Origin of the sequence: Flavobacterium sp. (assembly GCF_032153895.1) — a bacterium.
In the GTDB taxonomy this organism is placed as follows: domain Bacteria; phylum Bacteroidota; class Bacteroidia; order Flavobacteriales; family Flavobacteriaceae; genus Flavobacterium.
Genome location: NZ_JALDYN010000008.1, coordinates 37,075 through 53,168 on the forward strand (window position 1 = coordinate 37,075; position 16,094 = coordinate 53,168).

The 16,094-nt window shown below is 36.2% G+C and carries 14 protein-coding genes; 8 read left to right on the forward strand and 6 right to left on the reverse strand.

Annotated elements, in window-relative coordinates; translation table 11 throughout:
- Positions 1 to 2: 2 nt before the first annotated feature.
- From tilS to RUH60_RS04900, 3 genes are all read left to right on the forward strand, one after another.
- Positions 3 to 1,310, forward strand: coding sequence for a tRNA lysidine(34) synthetase TilS (gene tilS, locus RUH60_RS04890; RefSeq protein WP_313806012.1), 1,308 nt, complete (start codon positions 3 to 5; stop codon positions 1,308 to 1,310).
- A complete protein-coding gene (locus tag RUH60_RS04895; RefSeq protein WP_313806014.1) occupies positions 1,310 to 3,355 on the forward strand; it encodes a protein-disulfide reductase DsbD family protein in 2,046 nt (681 codons plus the stop codon). The genes tilS and RUH60_RS04895 overlap by 1 nt, the downstream gene beginning before the upstream one ends.
- Before the next feature lie 111 nt (positions 3,356 to 3,466).
- Positions 3,467 to 5,002: a YifB family Mg chelatase-like AAA ATPase gene (locus tag RUH60_RS04900; RefSeq protein ID WP_313806016.1), complete on the forward strand. Its 1,536-nt coding sequence runs from the start codon at positions 3,467 to 3,469 to the stop codon at positions 5,000 to 5,002.
- A gap of 98 nt (positions 5,003 to 5,100) precedes the next feature.
- On the opposite strand, the gene RUH60_RS04905 is transcribed toward RUH60_RS04900, so the two are convergent.
- The 6 genes from RUH60_RS04905 to panB are packed head-to-tail and all read right to left on the reverse strand — an operon-like array spanning position 5,101 to position 10,181.
- Positions 5,101 to 5,958 (reverse strand): neutral zinc metallopeptidase, encoded by an 858-nt coding sequence (locus RUH60_RS04905; RefSeq protein WP_313806018.1) that lies wholly within the window; start codon positions 5,956 to 5,958, stop codon positions 5,101 to 5,103.
- 24 nt (positions 5,959 to 5,982) lie between these two features.
- A complete protein-coding gene (locus RUH60_RS04910; RefSeq protein WP_313806020.1) occupies positions 5,983 to 6,762 on the reverse strand; it encodes a hypothetical protein in 780 nt (259 codons plus the stop codon).
- A 23-nt stretch (positions 6,763 to 6,785) separates the two neighbouring features.
- Positions 6,786 to 8,150 carry a DUF5723 family protein gene (locus tag RUH60_RS04915; RefSeq protein WP_313806022.1) on the reverse strand — a complete coding sequence of 455 codons (1,365 nt, stop codon included), beginning with the start codon at positions 8,148 to 8,150 and terminating at the stop codon, positions 6,786 to 6,788.
- 40 nt (positions 8,151 to 8,190) lie between these two features.
- Complete coding sequence (locus RUH60_RS04920; RefSeq protein WP_313806024.1) at positions 8,191 to 8,901, reverse strand: RNA pseudouridine synthase; 711 nt, start codon at positions 8,899 to 8,901, stop codon at positions 8,191 to 8,193.
- Positions 8,876 to 9,376, reverse strand: coding sequence for a GNAT family N-acetyltransferase (locus RUH60_RS04925; RefSeq protein ID WP_313806025.1), 501 nt, complete (start codon positions 9,374 to 9,376; stop codon positions 8,876 to 8,878). The genes RUH60_RS04920 and RUH60_RS04925 overlap by 26 nt, the downstream gene beginning before the upstream one ends.
- On the reverse strand, positions 9,363 to 10,181 hold the full coding sequence (panB, locus tag RUH60_RS04930; protein WP_313806026.1) for a 3-methyl-2-oxobutanoate hydroxymethyltransferase: 819 nt from the start codon (positions 10,179 to 10,181) through the stop codon (positions 9,363 to 9,365). The genes RUH60_RS04925 and panB overlap by 14 nt, the downstream gene beginning before the upstream one ends.
- A gap of 154 nt (positions 10,182 to 10,335) precedes the next feature.
- On the opposite strand from panB, the gene RUH60_RS04935 reads away from it, so the two are divergent.
- The 5 genes from RUH60_RS04935 to RUH60_RS04955 all read left to right on the forward strand — a co-directional run bounded on the left by RUH60_RS04935 (position 10,336) and on the right by RUH60_RS04955 (position 16,089).
- Positions 10,336 to 10,776: a nuclear transport factor 2 family protein gene (locus tag RUH60_RS04935; protein ID WP_313806028.1), complete on the forward strand. Its 441-nt coding sequence runs from the start codon at positions 10,336 to 10,338 to the stop codon at positions 10,774 to 10,776.
- Between the two features lie 94 nt (positions 10,777 to 10,870).
- Complete coding sequence (locus tag RUH60_RS04940; protein WP_313806030.1) at positions 10,871 to 11,983, forward strand: ATP-binding protein; 1,113 nt, start codon at positions 10,871 to 10,873, stop codon at positions 11,981 to 11,983.
- Complete coding sequence (locus RUH60_RS04945; protein ID WP_313806032.1) at positions 11,976 to 12,659, forward strand: response regulator; 684 nt, start codon at positions 11,976 to 11,978, stop codon at positions 12,657 to 12,659. Before RUH60_RS04940 ends, RUH60_RS04945 begins: the two co-directional genes overlap by 8 nt.
- A 122-nt stretch (positions 12,660 to 12,781) precedes the next feature.
- The gene (locus RUH60_RS04950) at positions 12,782 to 14,722 is read left to right on the forward strand and encodes a KUP/HAK/KT family potassium transporter (protein WP_313806034.1); all 1,941 of its coding nucleotides are present in this window, start codon (positions 12,782 to 12,784) and stop codon (positions 14,720 to 14,722) included.
- A gap of 11 nt (positions 14,723 to 14,733) precedes the next feature.
- Positions 14,734 to 16,089: an outer membrane beta-barrel protein gene (locus tag RUH60_RS04955; RefSeq protein WP_313806036.1), complete on the forward strand. Its 1,356-nt coding sequence runs from the start codon at positions 14,734 to 14,736 to the stop codon at positions 16,087 to 16,089.
- Positions 16,090 to 16,094 lie beyond the last annotated feature (5 nt).

A 16,094-nucleotide genomic window follows, 5' to 3' on the forward strand; every position in this document is an offset into this window, starting at 1 on the left:
GCATGCTTTCAAAATTCCAAAATCATATCAATCAAAAACTTTCTTTTTTAAAAGAGAAGAAGTTGCTGCTTGCTGTAAGCGGCGGTGTTGACAGTATGGTTTTGCTACATCTTTTGAAGCAATCAGAAATTGGTTTCTCAGTAGCTCATTGCAATTTCAATTTGAGAGGAAATGAGAGTGATGAAGATGAAAATTTTGTCAAATCTGTATGCAATAATTTAAGCATTGAATTCTTTGTAAATCATTTCAATACAAAAGGATACGCCGATTCAAATAAATTATCCATTCAATTAGCTGCACGACAATTGCGATACAATTGGTTTGACAAATTAATTGAAGAAGAAGCATTTGATTATTTGCTAACAGCACACCATTTAGATGATTCCGTTGAAACTTTTTTAATCAATTTTACCAGAGTAACCGGATTGGAAGGTTTGACTGGAATTCCGCAATTGAATGATAAAGTTGTTCGTCCGCTTTTGGTTTTTTCACGTGATGAGATTGTAAATTATGCCAAAGAGAATAGAATTGATTGGCGAGAAGATTCGAGTAACGCTTCGGATAAATATTTGCGAAACAAACTACGTCATGATATTGTTCCGATATTGAAAGAACTGAATCCGAACTTTTTGAATTCCTTTCAGCAAACGTTGGAAAACTTGCAACAAACACAATCAATGGTTGATGACGCTTCCCGAATTGTGTACAGAAAAGTAGTGGAAGATGTTGAAAATCAGAAACGAATCCATCTCGCCGAACTAAAAGTACTACCGAATTATCAGGCTTATCTGTATCAATGGCTAAAACCTTTTGGATTTACAGCGTGGAATGATATTTACAATTTAGTCGAAGCTCAGTCCGGAAAACAGATTTTTTCGGAGCATTTCAGATTATTGAAAGACCGCGATGTTTTGATTTTGGAACCGATTGCAACCCCATCTTCAGAAGCGTATTTTGTAGCGGAAAATCAAACTGAAATCGAATTTCCGTTGCCAATGAAAATTACCAATGTAACAAAAGTTACAGACCCGGAAAGTTCAGCGATTATCTTTGTTGATAAAGATTCGTTAAAGTTTCCGTTAGTATTTCGTAAATGGCAGCAAGGTGATTATTTTTACCCATTCGGAATGCAGGGAAAAAAGAAAGTCAGTAAACATTTTAAAGACGAAAAATTTTCGTTGATTGATAAAGAAAACACTTGGCTTTTATGCTCTGGAAACGAAATCGTCTGGATTGTGGGAAGCCGCGCAGACCAAAGATTTTCAGTTACAAAAACAACACAAACTATATTAAAATTCGAATTACAGTAATGAAACGATTTTACGCCCTATTACTTTTATTTTTTACGTTTTTAAGTTCGCAAGCACAACTTTTAAATCCGGTTAGCTGGAAAACATCGGTTGAGAAAAAATCAGATACCGAAGTGGTTTTGGTTTTCGATGCCAATATCGAACACGAATGGCATATGTTTTCTCAATTTACGCCAGATGGAGGTTCGTTGCCAACAGTTTTCAACTTTAAAAACGCTAAAGGAAATTTTGAATTAGTCGGAAAAACCAAAGAAAGTCCGTACAAAAAAGTTTACAGCAAGGATTTTGAAGTTGACGAATACATGTTTGAAGGCAAAGCGCAGTTCAAACAAACGGTTAAAATCACGAACCCGAATTTGAAATCGATTTCGGTGTATGTGGAATATCAGGTTTGTAAGGAATCTTGTGTTCAAGATGACAAAACTTTCGAGTTTAAGTTGCCTCCGATGAATGTAAAACCTACAACAACTACTACAGATGCTAAAACGGATGTTGCAACTCCTGTAACTTCTTTAGATACAGCCACAACAGAAACAAATACGGTTGCAGATACAACAGCGACTTCTGAAGTTAAAGAAGCAACTTCTACATCAGTTGAACCGGTTTCAGAAAAAGAGGAGAAAAAGAGTTTGTGGGGAATTTTTATTTTAGCCTTTTTAGGTGGATTCGCTGCATTGTTGACGCCTTGTGTATTCCCTATGATTCCAATGACGGTCAGCTTTTTTACGAAGCAAAGTAAAACTAAAGCTGCCGGAATTCGCAATGCATTTATCTACGGAATTTCAATCATCGTCATTTATGTTGGTTTGGGAATGATAATTTCTGCGATTTTTGGGATTGACTCTTTGAATGCTTTATCAACGAATGTTTGGTTTAACATCATTTTCTTTATCATTTTGATTGTTTTTGCAGCATCGTTTTTAGGTGCTTTTGAAATTGTTTTACCGAATTCTTTTTTAAATAAAATCGACAGACAAGCCGATAGAGGCGGAGTTGTTGGAATCTTTTTTATGGCTTTGGCTTTGGCCGTAGTTTCATTTTCTTGTACCGGACCGATTGTTGGTTCATTGCTGGGAGAATCTGCCAGACAAGGTGGAATTGGACCAATTGTAGGAATGTTAGGTTTCTCATCGGCGATTGCTTTACCGTTTATGTTATTTGCCATGTTCCCGGGTTGGATGAATTCCTTGCCAAAATCAGGCGGATGGTTGAATACAGTAAAAGTTTCTTTAGGATTTTTGGAATTAGCTTTTGCTTTTAAATTTTTATCCAATGCCGATTTGGTTTTGCAAACGCATTTATTGGAAAGAGAAGTGTTTTTAGCCATTTGGATTGCCGTTTTCGGAGCTTGGGCTTTGTATCTTTTCGGAAAACTGATTTTACCACATGATAGCCCAATTACACATATTTCTGTCGGAAGATTGTTTGTTGCTCTATTTGTAACCACATTTACAATTTATCTGATTCCAGGTTTATGGGGAGCTCCGTTAAAAATATTAAGCGGATTTACACCGCCAATGACATACAGTGAAAGTCCTTATGGTGTTGGATATCAAAATAATGCGGTATCAACTTCAACTGTGTCGGCATTACCCGAAAATGCGCATATCGGACCATTAGGAATTACCGCTTTTCACGATTACGAACAAGGATTGGCTTATGCTAAAAAAGTAAATAAACCAGTTTTGTTGGACTTTACAGGTCATGCCTGCGCCAACTGCAGAAAAATGGAAGAAAATGTTTGGTCTGATGCAGAGATTCTGAAAATCTTAAAAAATGATATCGTGTTGATTTCGTTGTACGGCGACGATCAGCGTGAATTGCCGAAAGCGGAACAATATGTTTCGAAATCTGGAAGTGAAGTGACCACAATCGGGAAGAAATGGAGAGAATTTCAGATTGAGCGCTACAATATCAATGCGCAACCGTATTATGTGATTTTAGATGTTGATGGAAAAGATATTTCAAAACCAGTTGGTTACACACCAGATGTAGCGGAATATAAATCCTGGTTGAAAAATGGAATTGCAAACTTCAAGAAATAAAGTAAGCCTCTCGAATGAGAGGTTTTTTTATAGGTAATATTTTTTGACAGCCAATTAAAAATATAATTTTTCTTACAAATATTTTTGTAGCTTTGAAAAAAATTATACGCCATGTTAACAAAAGTATTTGGAAGCGCCGTTTTTGGAGTAGACGCCACAACGATTACTGTAGAAGTAAATATCGATAAAGGAATCGGATATCATTTGGTTGGATTACCTGACAACGCCATAAAAGAAAGCAGTTATCGTATTGCAGCCGCATTAAAAAATAACGGTTACGAGCTTCCCGGAAAGAAAATCACCATTAACATGGCGCCCGCCGATTTACGCAAAGAAGGTTCAGCCTATGATTTAACTTTGGCAATTGGTATTCTCGTCGCTTCTGGTCAGTTAAAATCAGAGGAAGTGGATAAGTATATGATTATGGGAGAACTATCGCTAGACGGAAGTCTGCAACCGATAAAAGGTGCTTTATCCATTGCTATAAAAGCGAAAGAAGAAGGTTTTAAAGGTTTCTTTTTACCGAAAATTAATGCAAAAGAAGCAGCTATTGTAAGCGATTTAGAAGTTTACGGAGTGGAAAATGTACTGGAAGTCATCGATTTTTTCAACGGAAAAGGAAATTTAGTGCCAACAATAGTAAACACCCGTGAAGAATTTTATAAAACCTTAGATTTCCCTGAATTCGATTTTGCCGAAGTTCGTGGCCAAGAGTCAATTAAACGATGTATGGAAATTGCGGCAGCTGGTGGTCATAATATTGTATTAATTGGTCCGCCGGGTTCTGGTAAAACGATGTTGGCCAAACGATTACCGAGTATTTTGCCACCAATGACTCTAAAAGAAGCCTTGGAAACTACGAAAATTCACAGTGTGGCCGGAAAAGTGAAAGTGGCAGGCTTGATGAATCAACGACCGTTTCGAAATCCGCATCATTCCGCGTCGAGTACAGCTTTGGTTGGTGGAGGGAGTTATCCGCAGCCTGGAGAAATTTCTTTGGCACACAATGGTGTTCTTTTTTTAGACGAATTACCCGAATTTAAGCGTGAAGTTCTAGAAGTCATGCGGCAACCTTTAGAAGATAGAGAAGTTACCATTTCACGTTCTAAATTTACAATTACCTATCCGTCATCGTTTATGTTGGTGGCGAGTATGAATCCAAGTCCGGGTGGCTATTTCAATGATCCGGAGGCTCCTGTAACTTCAACTCCGGCAGAAATGAATCGGTATTTGAGTAAGATTTCGGGACCATTATTAGACCGAATCGATATTCATATTGAAGTAACACCTGTTCCGTTTGAAAAGTTATCCGATACCCGAAACGGAGAAAGCAGTGTTGACATCAGAAATCGTGTTACAAAAGCACGAGAACTACAATCTAAGAGATTCGAAACTTTCGAGCATCTTCATTACAATGCTCAAATGACTACTAAACACATTCGGGAATATTGCAAATTGGATGAAACATCACTAAATCTGCTAAAAACGGCTATGGAGCGTTTAAATTTATCCGCACGAGCTTACGACAGAATTTTAAAAGTCTCCCGAACCATTGCCGATTTGGAAGGAACTGATACCGTTAATTCCAGTCATATTTCAGAAGCTATTCAATATAGGAGTTTAGATAGGGAAGGTTGGCTTGGGTAGCTTTCAGTCGCAGTCTCAGTTTCAGTAAAGGATATTGATAAAAAAAAAGAGGCAGTTACATTGTAGCTACCTCTTTCCAATAAAATGTGTTTGTAAAATTAATCTAGTTCTTCTGCGAATGTATCACCCAATTTGATGTCACCCGTTTTGAAACCGCGAGTGAACCATTTGATACGTTGCTCAGAAGTTCCGTGTGTGAAGGATTCTGGTACTACATGACCTTGCATTTTACTTTGAATAGCATCGTCACCAACCGCATGTGCTGCACTTAAAGCTTCTTCGATATCACCTGCTTCAATATATTTCTGATTGTAATGCGCCCACAAACCTGCGTAAAAATCAGCTTGTAATTCTAAACAAACAGATAATTTATTGGCTTCAGCTTCGCTTTTACTAGCTTGTAACTGACGTACTTTACCCGAAGTTCCTAAGATAGTTTGTACGTGGTGACCAACTTCGTGTGCGATTACATAAGCGATAGCAAAATCTCCGCCTTTAGCACCAAAACGAGTACGCAATTCTTCGAAGAAATCTAAATCCATGTACACTTTTTTATCGCCAGGACAATAGAATGGACCAGAAGCGGAAGTTGCTCCACCACAAGCAGTTTGCACTTGTCCGGTGAATAAAACCATTTTAGGTTCTTCGTAAGTCATGCCGTTTTCTTCAAAGACTTTATGCCAAATATCTTCTGTATCCGCAAAAACGGTAGAAGCAAAATCACCTAATTCTTTTTGTTCTGGCGTAAGTTCAACTTGTTCCGTTTGTGTTGTTTGCCCTTGGTTTTGTTGCATTTGCTCTAAAACAGGAGTCAGCATTTTAGCATTTTCTCCTCCAAACATGTTTAGAAGTAACACTACAATACCAATGATTCCACCACCAACGGCTACTTGTCCGCCGGAAATTCCACGACGGTCTTCAACGTTGTCACTTTTTCTTCTGCCTTGCCATTTCATAGTTTATATTTTTAAATTTTTCTGTTACATATCTAAAGTTGTACCAATTTCGTCAATTTCTGTCTTATTATCAATACCAACTGCATTTTTATATAAAATATAATAAGTGGAATAGATAATTGGCATGGTGAAAAAGATTCCGATACAAAGTCCGATTAGCCCTAAACAGGCAATAACAATCGCAATAATCAAAGCAACTAAAATCATAATTGGTTGTTTCAAAACCAGAGCAAAACTGTTGGAAATAGCTTCAATTGCTTTGTTTTTTTCGAAAATAATCAACTGAACGGTGAAAACCGATAAAAGTGCAATGGCGTAAGTAATCAACATTCCAATCCAATTTAAAAACATATATTGGAATAAAACTGAAATCGTGTTTGTAGCGAAACCAATTAGTAATCCTGCGGTAAAAAGTTCTTTAAAATAAGTAGATTTATAATGTTCAAAAGCGATTGAAACATTCGGTTCTCTGTTCATTTCGGCTTCGTGTGCCATTTGGATTAATCCTGCCGTTAACGGATACATTAAAGCCCCAACTAAAGTAGCTCCAACGATATAACCAATTAATCCAACGGAAGAAAAGTTAGTTGGTTGTAAATCCATCATGCTTTGGGTAAAGTCACTGAAGCCATAAATAATTCCAACGCCACCAAAGATTAAAACGATAAGCGCTACGGAAGCGATAAGAATCACCAAGCCGCCATTAAGTGCAATTTTTTTGTAGTTTTCAAACATTTGGGAAATAATGCTTCCCAAGTCTAGAGAATAGCCGTCTCTTTTTAATTTATCAATTTTTGAATTCATTTGTTTGTAAATAAGAGTGAAAATTAAATTCCGAAACGGAATCCCATATAAATATCAGCTTGTTTCGAATCGTTTAAAGCAGCCGTCACGATAGAACCAGAACCTAAGAAAAAGCCTCCTAAACGGAAACCAAAACCAGTTGTGAATCCTGAAACTTCATTGCTGGAAAGGGGTAAATACAATTCGTAATTTTTGCCGCCAAATCGTGGTGTTAAAGTATAAATGTTCTGAATGGTTGTAAAATCATTTTCTGAATCATCTGAAATTTTTTGTTGCATATAAAGCGAAGCCGACCATTTATTGTAAATACGATAATCTACATAAGCGTTGATAACCGCAGGAAGTTTTACTTTAAAATCGCCGTTTGAGGATTCTTTGGTTAGATAACCACGATCAATTAAAGTTTGTTCGATATCGACGATACTTTCTGTTTCTTCAAAATCTGCAAGATTTAAAGGATCAGAAGTAGGAATGTTTAAAGCATAGTTGGATGAATTGTTATTGTCATCTTTGAAAGTCATGCTTCCCATATTTCTGAAAGAAAGTCCGGCATTTAATTTATATCCGTCAACCGTGTAATCGCCACCATCTGTTGTTTCCTGAACTTTTTCTTTCATCTGATAATTGAATCCAAAATCAACTCCAAAACCACTTAATCCGCCGGCAAATAATTTACTGTAATTAGAACTGTCTTCGTAACTGTTAGCTAAAGAACCGGAATAAGCAAAGTTTATACTTGCTGTCGCATCATATAAATACACATCACCAGTAACTGGATCGTTTGTTACGGTTCCTTGTAATTGATTAACTCCCATATTCATATAAGAACCTGGAAATAATAATTTTAAAGTTCCTCCGGCGCTAAGTTTATGATTTCCGATTTCGATAATTTCACGAGCAGCCGAAAGGTTGATTTCGCCCCAGGCAGCAGCATTCATACGCTGATTGTGATTGGAATTGATATCGGCTGTTCCTAAAAATGAATTGGTTACGGCGTTACCGAAGTTAACATCAACATCGATAGCATTGGCTTTTACATTTCCGGCTGTCCAAAAAGCAAAACCCCATTTTTTGTACTTCATTGCAAAGGAAGGTCCTTGAATTAAAGCATCCAATCGGGCAGAAGTAGGCTCGGAACCACTGAAAATTTTATCTTCTATATCTTCACCGCCAGTTAAATCGCTAAAACCAATTTTGTTGTTGGAAAAGTTCAAACTAAAAGTAAAAACATTAACATCGTATTTTTTACTCATGTTGGTTAATTCAGCAGGGTTGATGGAAGCATTAAGCAATCCGCCACGTTTGGAAATGTTGATTCCAGAAAAATGTTCTTGGGAAAAAGCAGTTAGACTTAGTAGGGCAAATCCGAAAAGTAGTTGTTTTTTCATCTGTAAATGTTAAAATATCAAGCGATAAATTAACAAAAAATCAGATACAATTCCAAATGGTTTCGTTAGGAGTTGGTGCAATAATATCCAAAATATCTTTAGTAACTGGATGTGTTAAAACTAATTTTCGGGCATGAAGATGAATACCGCCGTCAGGATTGCTTCGGTCAAAACCGTACTTTAAATCGCCTTTTATCGGACAACCAATCGCAGAAAGCTGACTACGAATTTGATGGTGTCTTCCCGTATGTAAATTGATTTCCAAAGCATAGTAATTATCCAGTTTCTTAATGATTTTATAATCTAAACTAGCTTTTTTACTATCAGGAATTTCTTTTGTATGGGCTTTAGAAGTATTGTTTTTCGGGTTACGTTTCAAAAAATGCACCAGATTGTCCTCTGTTTTAGCAGGTTGATTTTTTACAACTGCCCAATACGTTTTTTGCGTTTCACGGTTTTTGAACAAATCGTTTAATCGGGTTAATGCTTTTGAAGTTCTTGCAAAAACCACAATTCCGGTAGTAGGTCGGTCAAGGCGATGCACAACACCTAAGAAAACTTCGCCTGGTTTGTTGTATTTTTCTTTAATGTATTCTTTTACGACATCAGACAAGGGCTTATCGCCGGTTTTGTCACCCTGAACAATATCGCCAACACGTTTGTTAACCACAATAATGTGATTGTCTTCGTGTAAAACCTGAAGATTATCTTTTGTGGAAATTATTTTATTTTGATCCGAACTCAATTTCAAAAAGGTTTAATTTTTGATCATTTTCATTAATTACTTCTTTGAATTTTAAGCCTAATTTTTCAAGAAGTTTTATGGAATTAGTATTGTCTAAATCTGTAATGGCAGATAAATGATTATACTTTTTAGACAAAATTTGCATAAATGCATAAGCCGTTTCATAAGCAAATCCTTTTCCGTTAAATTCTGGTAGAAAAGCAAAACCAATATCAGGGTGCTTTAAAAAATCTCTTTGAATTATGGTAAAAAGACCAATTTTAGCATTCGAAACTTTTTCAATGATTACGAAGTAAGTAACTGTTTTAGAATCTAAAATTTTTTCGATATAAAGTTCTGCATCTTCAAGCGAATCTATTTTTCGATCGCCTATAAAACGTTTCCAACCTTCCGTATTAAGTAATTCGTAGATAAACGAAGCATCAGCAAAATTTAGTGGTTTGGAAAAGACTCTTTCCGTATCGATACTAATATTGTTCATTCGCATTTGGAAAATCAACGGCTTTCACATCGGTTACATATTGCCCGATGGCTTTGGTCATATCTTCATATAAATTCATATAACGACGTAAGAAACGCGGACTGAATTCATGTGTCATACCAATCATGTCATGTAAAACCAAAACCTGACCGTCAACACCGCTTCCGGCACCAATTCCGATGACAGGAATGGAAATGCTTTCGGCAACTTTTTGTGCTAAAGCAGCTGGAATTTTTTCTAAAACTAAGGCGAAACATCCAATTTTTTCAAGCATTTTGGCGTCTTCTAATAATTTTTCAGCTTCGGCTTCTTCTTTGGCACGAACGGTATAGGTTCCGAATTTATAGATGGATTGTGGTGTCAAGCCCAAATGTCCCATAACCGGAATTCCGGCATGAAGAATCTTCTTGATACTTTCTTTGATTTCTTTACCACCTTCCAATTTTACAGCATGGCCGCCACTTTCTTTCATAATTCTGATGGAAGAACGAAGCGCCTCACGAGGATCAGACTGGTAACTTCCGAAAGGTAAATCGACAACAACCAAAGCTCTTTCCGCAGCACGAACCACCGAAGAAGCATGATAAATCATCTGATCTAAAGTAATTGGTAAGGTTGTTTCATGTCCCGCCATCACATTACTCGCAGAATCACCAACCAGAATAACATCGACTCCTGAACTATCGACAATCTTTGCCATCGTATAATCGTAAGCCGTTAACATGGAAATTTTTTCTCCATTGGCTTTCATATCAATCAATGATTTTGTGGTAATTCTTTTGTAATCTTTTTTAGCTACAGACATGGTCCTATAAAGTTAGAAGTTAAAAGTCAGAATTGAAAAGCACTGACTGTAAACTTATGTTTTAATTGTTTAATAAATGTAAAATTACTACAATTTACAGAATAGCGTAACAATATCGCGATAAATACTACTTATGATTTAAAAGATAGTCGTTATGAAAAAAATGTTTTTATTGCTAACAATTTGTTTTTCAGTTGCTTCGTTTGCTCAAGAGGCAGATGTGGAAAATACGGTTAAAACTTTTTTCGATGGATTTCACGCCAAAGATACCGTGAAGATTAAATCGGTTTGTCATGAGAAAATGATGTTGCAGTCGATAACGGAAGGACAGAAGGGAACTAGATTAACCGATGAAAATATCTCAGAATTTTACAAATCGTTTTCAACTTTCCCAAAAGACATGAAATTTGAGGAAAGAATTTTAGGCTACAACATCCAGATTGACGGAACTATGGCGAACGCTTGGACGTCTTATGAATTCTACATTAACGGCAAACTAAGTCATTCCGGAGTGAATTCATTTACGATGATTCAGGAGAATGGCGTTTGGAAAATCGTTCATATTATTGATACGCGAAGAAAACCGAAAAAATAATCTTTATAAAATCTTTATACTTCTCACATTTCATCTTATAAAATACTTACAACTTATGACTTAACTTTGTCTTGTATTTAAACATCGAGAAAAAGTGAAGGCATTTATTGAAAATACGCGAGCTAAAAACCAATACTTTTTTAGTTTCTTTTCTGTTTTACTGATTTCAGGATTATTATTGTTTACCCGGGATTATCTCGATTATACGGTTATTGGATATTTGCTTTTGGTGCTGGTATCAATTTTGGCCATTTTCCTGGATATTTACGCAGTACTTTTAGCGGCAGTTTTAAGTGCGTTGCTAATGGATTTTCTATTTATCAAACCTTATTATACACTTCACATTGAAACCGCTAAAGACGGTTTGTTATTACTTCTCTTTTTTATTATTGCTTTGATTAATGCTGTGTTGACGTTTAAGATCAGAAAGGCCAATCAATTGGCTCATGCAAAAGAAGCGAAGCTACAAACCATGAAACTTTACAATACGTTACTAGATTCATTATCACACGAGTTACGTACGCCTATTTCAACCATTATGGGAGCAGTTGGAACACTTCAGGTAAAGCCGAAAATATCCGAAGAAAACAGTACAAAACTCTTAAGTGAAATGGAAAAAGCGTCCTTAAGACTGAACCATCAGGTTGAAAATCTTCTTAATATGTCACGCCTTGAATCCGGATATATTCGACCTAAAATGGATTGGTGTGATGTAAAGGAATTGGTGTACAATGTTTTGAATCATCTTAAAGAAGAACTGGTGCATCATCGGGTGAAAGTGAAAACTCCGGATTATCTTCCGCTCTTTAAATTAGATTATGGATTGACAGAACAAATTGTTTATAACCTAACCTTTAATGCCTCTCAATATACGCCTCAAGGTGCTTTAATTGAAATAGGAATCGAATACAATCCTGATGTTAATATTGATGGAGATGATGAACATGTAAAGACTTGTGTCATAACAATTACAGACGATGGAAATGGTTTTCCGGAAGATGAAATCGATAGGGTTTTTGATAAGTTTTATCGCTTGAAAGATTCTAAAACAGGAGGAACCGGCTTAGGACTTTCCATAGTAAAAGGATTTGTAGAAGCTCAAAAAGGCGAAGTTTCCGTAACAAATAAAGAAGAAGGAAGTGGTGCAATTTTTACCATTTCATTCCCGGCAGTAGTAATGCAAACCAATTCGATTAGTCATGAATAGCGCAACTATTTTAGTGATAGACGACGAAAGTCAAATTCGTAAACTATTGGAAATCACTTTGGAAGCCAATGGTTACAAAACGGAATTTGCCGCTAATGCAAAAGAAGGTCTGCTATTAGCTGCGAGCCATCCGCCGGATGTAGTTCTTTTAGATTTGGGACTTCCAGATGATGATGGTCAAAATGTTTTAGTTCAGCTTCGGGAATGGTTTAATAATCCAATTATCATTTTATCAGTAAAAAGTGCCGAAGAAGAAATCGTGAAAGCCTTAGATAATGGCGCTAACGATTATCTTACCAAGCCATTTCGTACACAGGAATTACTTGCCAGAGTTAGAGCTGTACTTAGAAATATTGCGGGAGCTTCCAATGAACCAATTGTTTCGATAGACAACATTCAAATTGATTTTTCTGCAAGAATCGTAAAAGTTGATAATGAAGTTCTAAAACTTACCGCTACAGAATACACGCTACTTTCTTTATTTATTAAAAATGAAGGAAGAGTACTTACTCATCAACATATTTTAAGAGATGTTTGGGGGCCGAGTTATATCGATCAAACCCAATATTTAAGAGTTTTTATCGCCCAACTTAGAAAGAAAATCGAAAAAGATCCCAACCGTCCGAAGCATATTTTAACCGAATCGGGAATAGGGTATCGTTTCAACATCAGCTAATTAAATCATCATAAAATCATTTCAGGATTATGAGCAATTGTTTCATAGTCAGTCTTTCTATTGCCTGAATTTTTCAAATTAAAATCAATATAAATTATTTCTAATCAATGTTTTAAATTAAAATGAGCACACAAAATGTAAATAAGGTTACTGCTGCTTCGTTGCTTGTCGCACTTGGAATTATCTATGGAGATATCGGAACAAGCCCTTTATACGTGATGAAATCGATAATAGGAGATCGGCCAATATCTGAATTATTGGTTTACGGTGGGATTTCCTGCGTTTTCTGGACCTTGACGTTTCAGACCACTTTCAAATACATTTTTTTAACGCTCTCTGCGGATAACAATGGTGAAGGTGGTGTATTTTCCCTTTACGCTTTAGTAAAACGCTTCGGAAAAGGAAAACTCGTGATTCCTACCATTTTAGGAGCAACAACCCTTTTGGCAGATGGAATTATTACCCCGCCAATTTCTGTAGCTTCTGCCGTTGAAGGTTTGGATGTTATTATTCCGGGAATACCGACAATTCCTATTGTGATTGGGATTCTTTCCGCTTTGTTTTTCTTTCAGCGTTTTGGAACTCAAAAAGTTGGAAGCTTATTTGGACCAGCAATGGTGGTTTGGTTTTCAATGCTTTTTGTTTTAGGAGTTTCGCAAATTGTTCATCATCCTGAGATTTTTAAAGCGCTGAATCCCGTTTATGCTTATCGTCTTTTAGTGGAATATCCACAAGGATTTTGGTTATTGGGAGCCGTTTTTCTTTGTACCACCGGAGCTGAAGCTTTATATTCCGATTTAGGCCACTGCGGAAGAAAGAATATCCGTATTACTTGGGGCTTTGTAAAAGTTTCATTATTAGTGAATTATCTTGGACAAGCCGCTTGGTTAATGTCTCAGGGAAATCCATTATTGGGAGGGCGAAATCCATTTTACGCAATTATGCCAGAATGGTTTTTACTTTTCGGAATCATAATTGCAACAGCAGCTGCTATTATTGCATCACAAGCTTTGATTAGTGGTTCGTATACACTTATTAATGAAGCTATTTCGTTAAACTTTTGGCCTAGAGTAGCCTTAAAAAATCCAACGGAATTGAAAGGTCAAATCTACATTCCATCGATCAATACTATTTTATGGATTGGTTGTGTTATGATGATTTTATACTTCAAAAATTCAGCGCATATGGAAGCGGCGTATGGTTTTTCCATTACAATTGCCATGCTGATGACGACTTTTCTTTTGACTTATTACCTGATTTTTATCAAAAAAGTAAAAATTGGTTGGGTTGCTATACTGCTTATCATATTCTCAACCATTGAAGTTTCGTTTTTTATTGCCAACGTGGTAAAAATCAAAGAACGATGGATGTTCTTGTTCTTTGAACTGTTCATCTTTATGGTGATGTACGTTTGGTATTATTCAAGAAAACTCAACAATAAGTATTTGAAGTTTATCAATCTTGCCGAGCAATCTCCACTATTAAATGAATTAAGCGAAGACGACAACATTCAGAAATATTCTACTCACTTAATTTACTTGTCTAAAGCAGACAGAACTTACGAAATTGAAGAGAAAATCGTCAAATCCATATTCGCTAAAAAACCGAAAAGAGCCGATGTCTATTGGTTTTTACACATCAACCGAACCAATGAACCTTATACTTTAAATTATGAAGTAATTGAAATTCTGGATGATAAAGTAATCAAACTAATCTTGAATGTCGGGTTCAGAATTCAGCCAAGAGTAGAATTATATTTCAAAAAAATTGTGCAGGAATTGGTTGAACGAAAAGAACTTAATCTTCATATCCGTCCTGACGGTTCCACCAAATATAATCCAAGTCCAGATTTCAAATTTGTGATTATCGAAAAATTCCTTTCTGTTGAAAATGAGTTTTCAATTAAGCATGACTGGCTTTTAAAATCGTATTTCATTTTAAAAAGACTTTCTATTTCCGATGAAAAAGCCTTCGGATTGGATAAAAGTGATGTAACCATAGAAAATGTTCCGATGGTGTATCATCCGGTTGGAAATGTTGTATTGGAGCGAAAATCAAATTAAAATAAATACTAATGAAAAAAACTTTAACCCTTGCGGCATCTCTGTTTTCCATTGCCGCTTTTTCACAAACACAATCCGACTCTTTAAAAATTCCTTTTGAAGGGATGGACATGAGTTGGCAGAATGGCTCAGACAGAAGAACCTCTCCCTCTGTTTTAGCTACAAAATATTTTACCGGAAGTGTAATGATTGATGCAAATTACACACATTCGTTTAACAATCCAGTAGATAACACCGTTGTTGGTTCAACAGCCTTGGCTCGAAACAATGAAATGCAGTTATCAAGCGCAAATATCGGCGGAGAATTTAATTATGAAGGTGCTCGCGCAAAACTTATGCTTCAATTTGGGACTAGAAGTACAGTTGTTCCCAGAAACGATTATAGTGTTTATCGTGGTCAGTATAACTTAAACAATGTTTATGGTTACTTATCTGAAGCCTATGCTGGATATCATTTTAATAAATGGTATGGTATAAATGTAGATTTTGGAATGTTTATGTCATATATAGGGTTAAACTCTTATTATCAAGTTGAAAATTGGGAGTATCAGGCTTCGTTTACATCAGACAATACTCCTTGGTTTTTTAATGGAATGCGTGTTCAGATATATCCAACCAAAAAGTTGAAATTGGAAGGTTGGTTAATTAACGGATGGCAGAGTTACGGGAAGTTTAACAGTATGCCCGGATTAGGGTTTAATGTGACATGGTGTCCTACTGAAGCTGTTAAACTTTTGACCAATGATTATTTTGGAACTGATGCAGCGGGTTTGCCCAACCGAAAACGCTTTCATTCAGATAACAGTTTACTAGTACGTTATTTTAATCAGCCAACATCTAAAGGGATTAGTAAAATTGCTTTTTCGTCAACATTTGATATTGGTTTTGAAACAGGAGATGGCGTGCGAGGTTTTAATGGAAATTCAGAAACACCTTCCCAGTATTTTTTGAGCGGTATGATTTACCATCGTGTATGGTTTAATAAAAACAAATTTGCATGGACTGTTGGAGGCGGAATGATGACTAATCCCGGGAGATATTTAGTTCTATATCCAACTGGAGACGCAAGCCCGTTGCCAAATCCTAATGATCCAACACAAACGGAAGGTACGCATCCTTTTTCGGCAAATCCGGGGGATAGATTTAGAGGATGGGATTGCTCTACAAATTTTGATTTTATGCCAATAGATAATATAACTTTCAGAATTGAATATGTTCATCGTGAAGCCAATGTTCCGTATTTTGCGGGGGCAGGCGGTGTCACTTCCCCAACAGGATATACCACAACACCTTTGCCTACAGATTGGAAACCAGATTTAGTAAAAATGGAAAACCGCTTAATTTTTGCAGTTTTGTTTAGATTATGACAAAT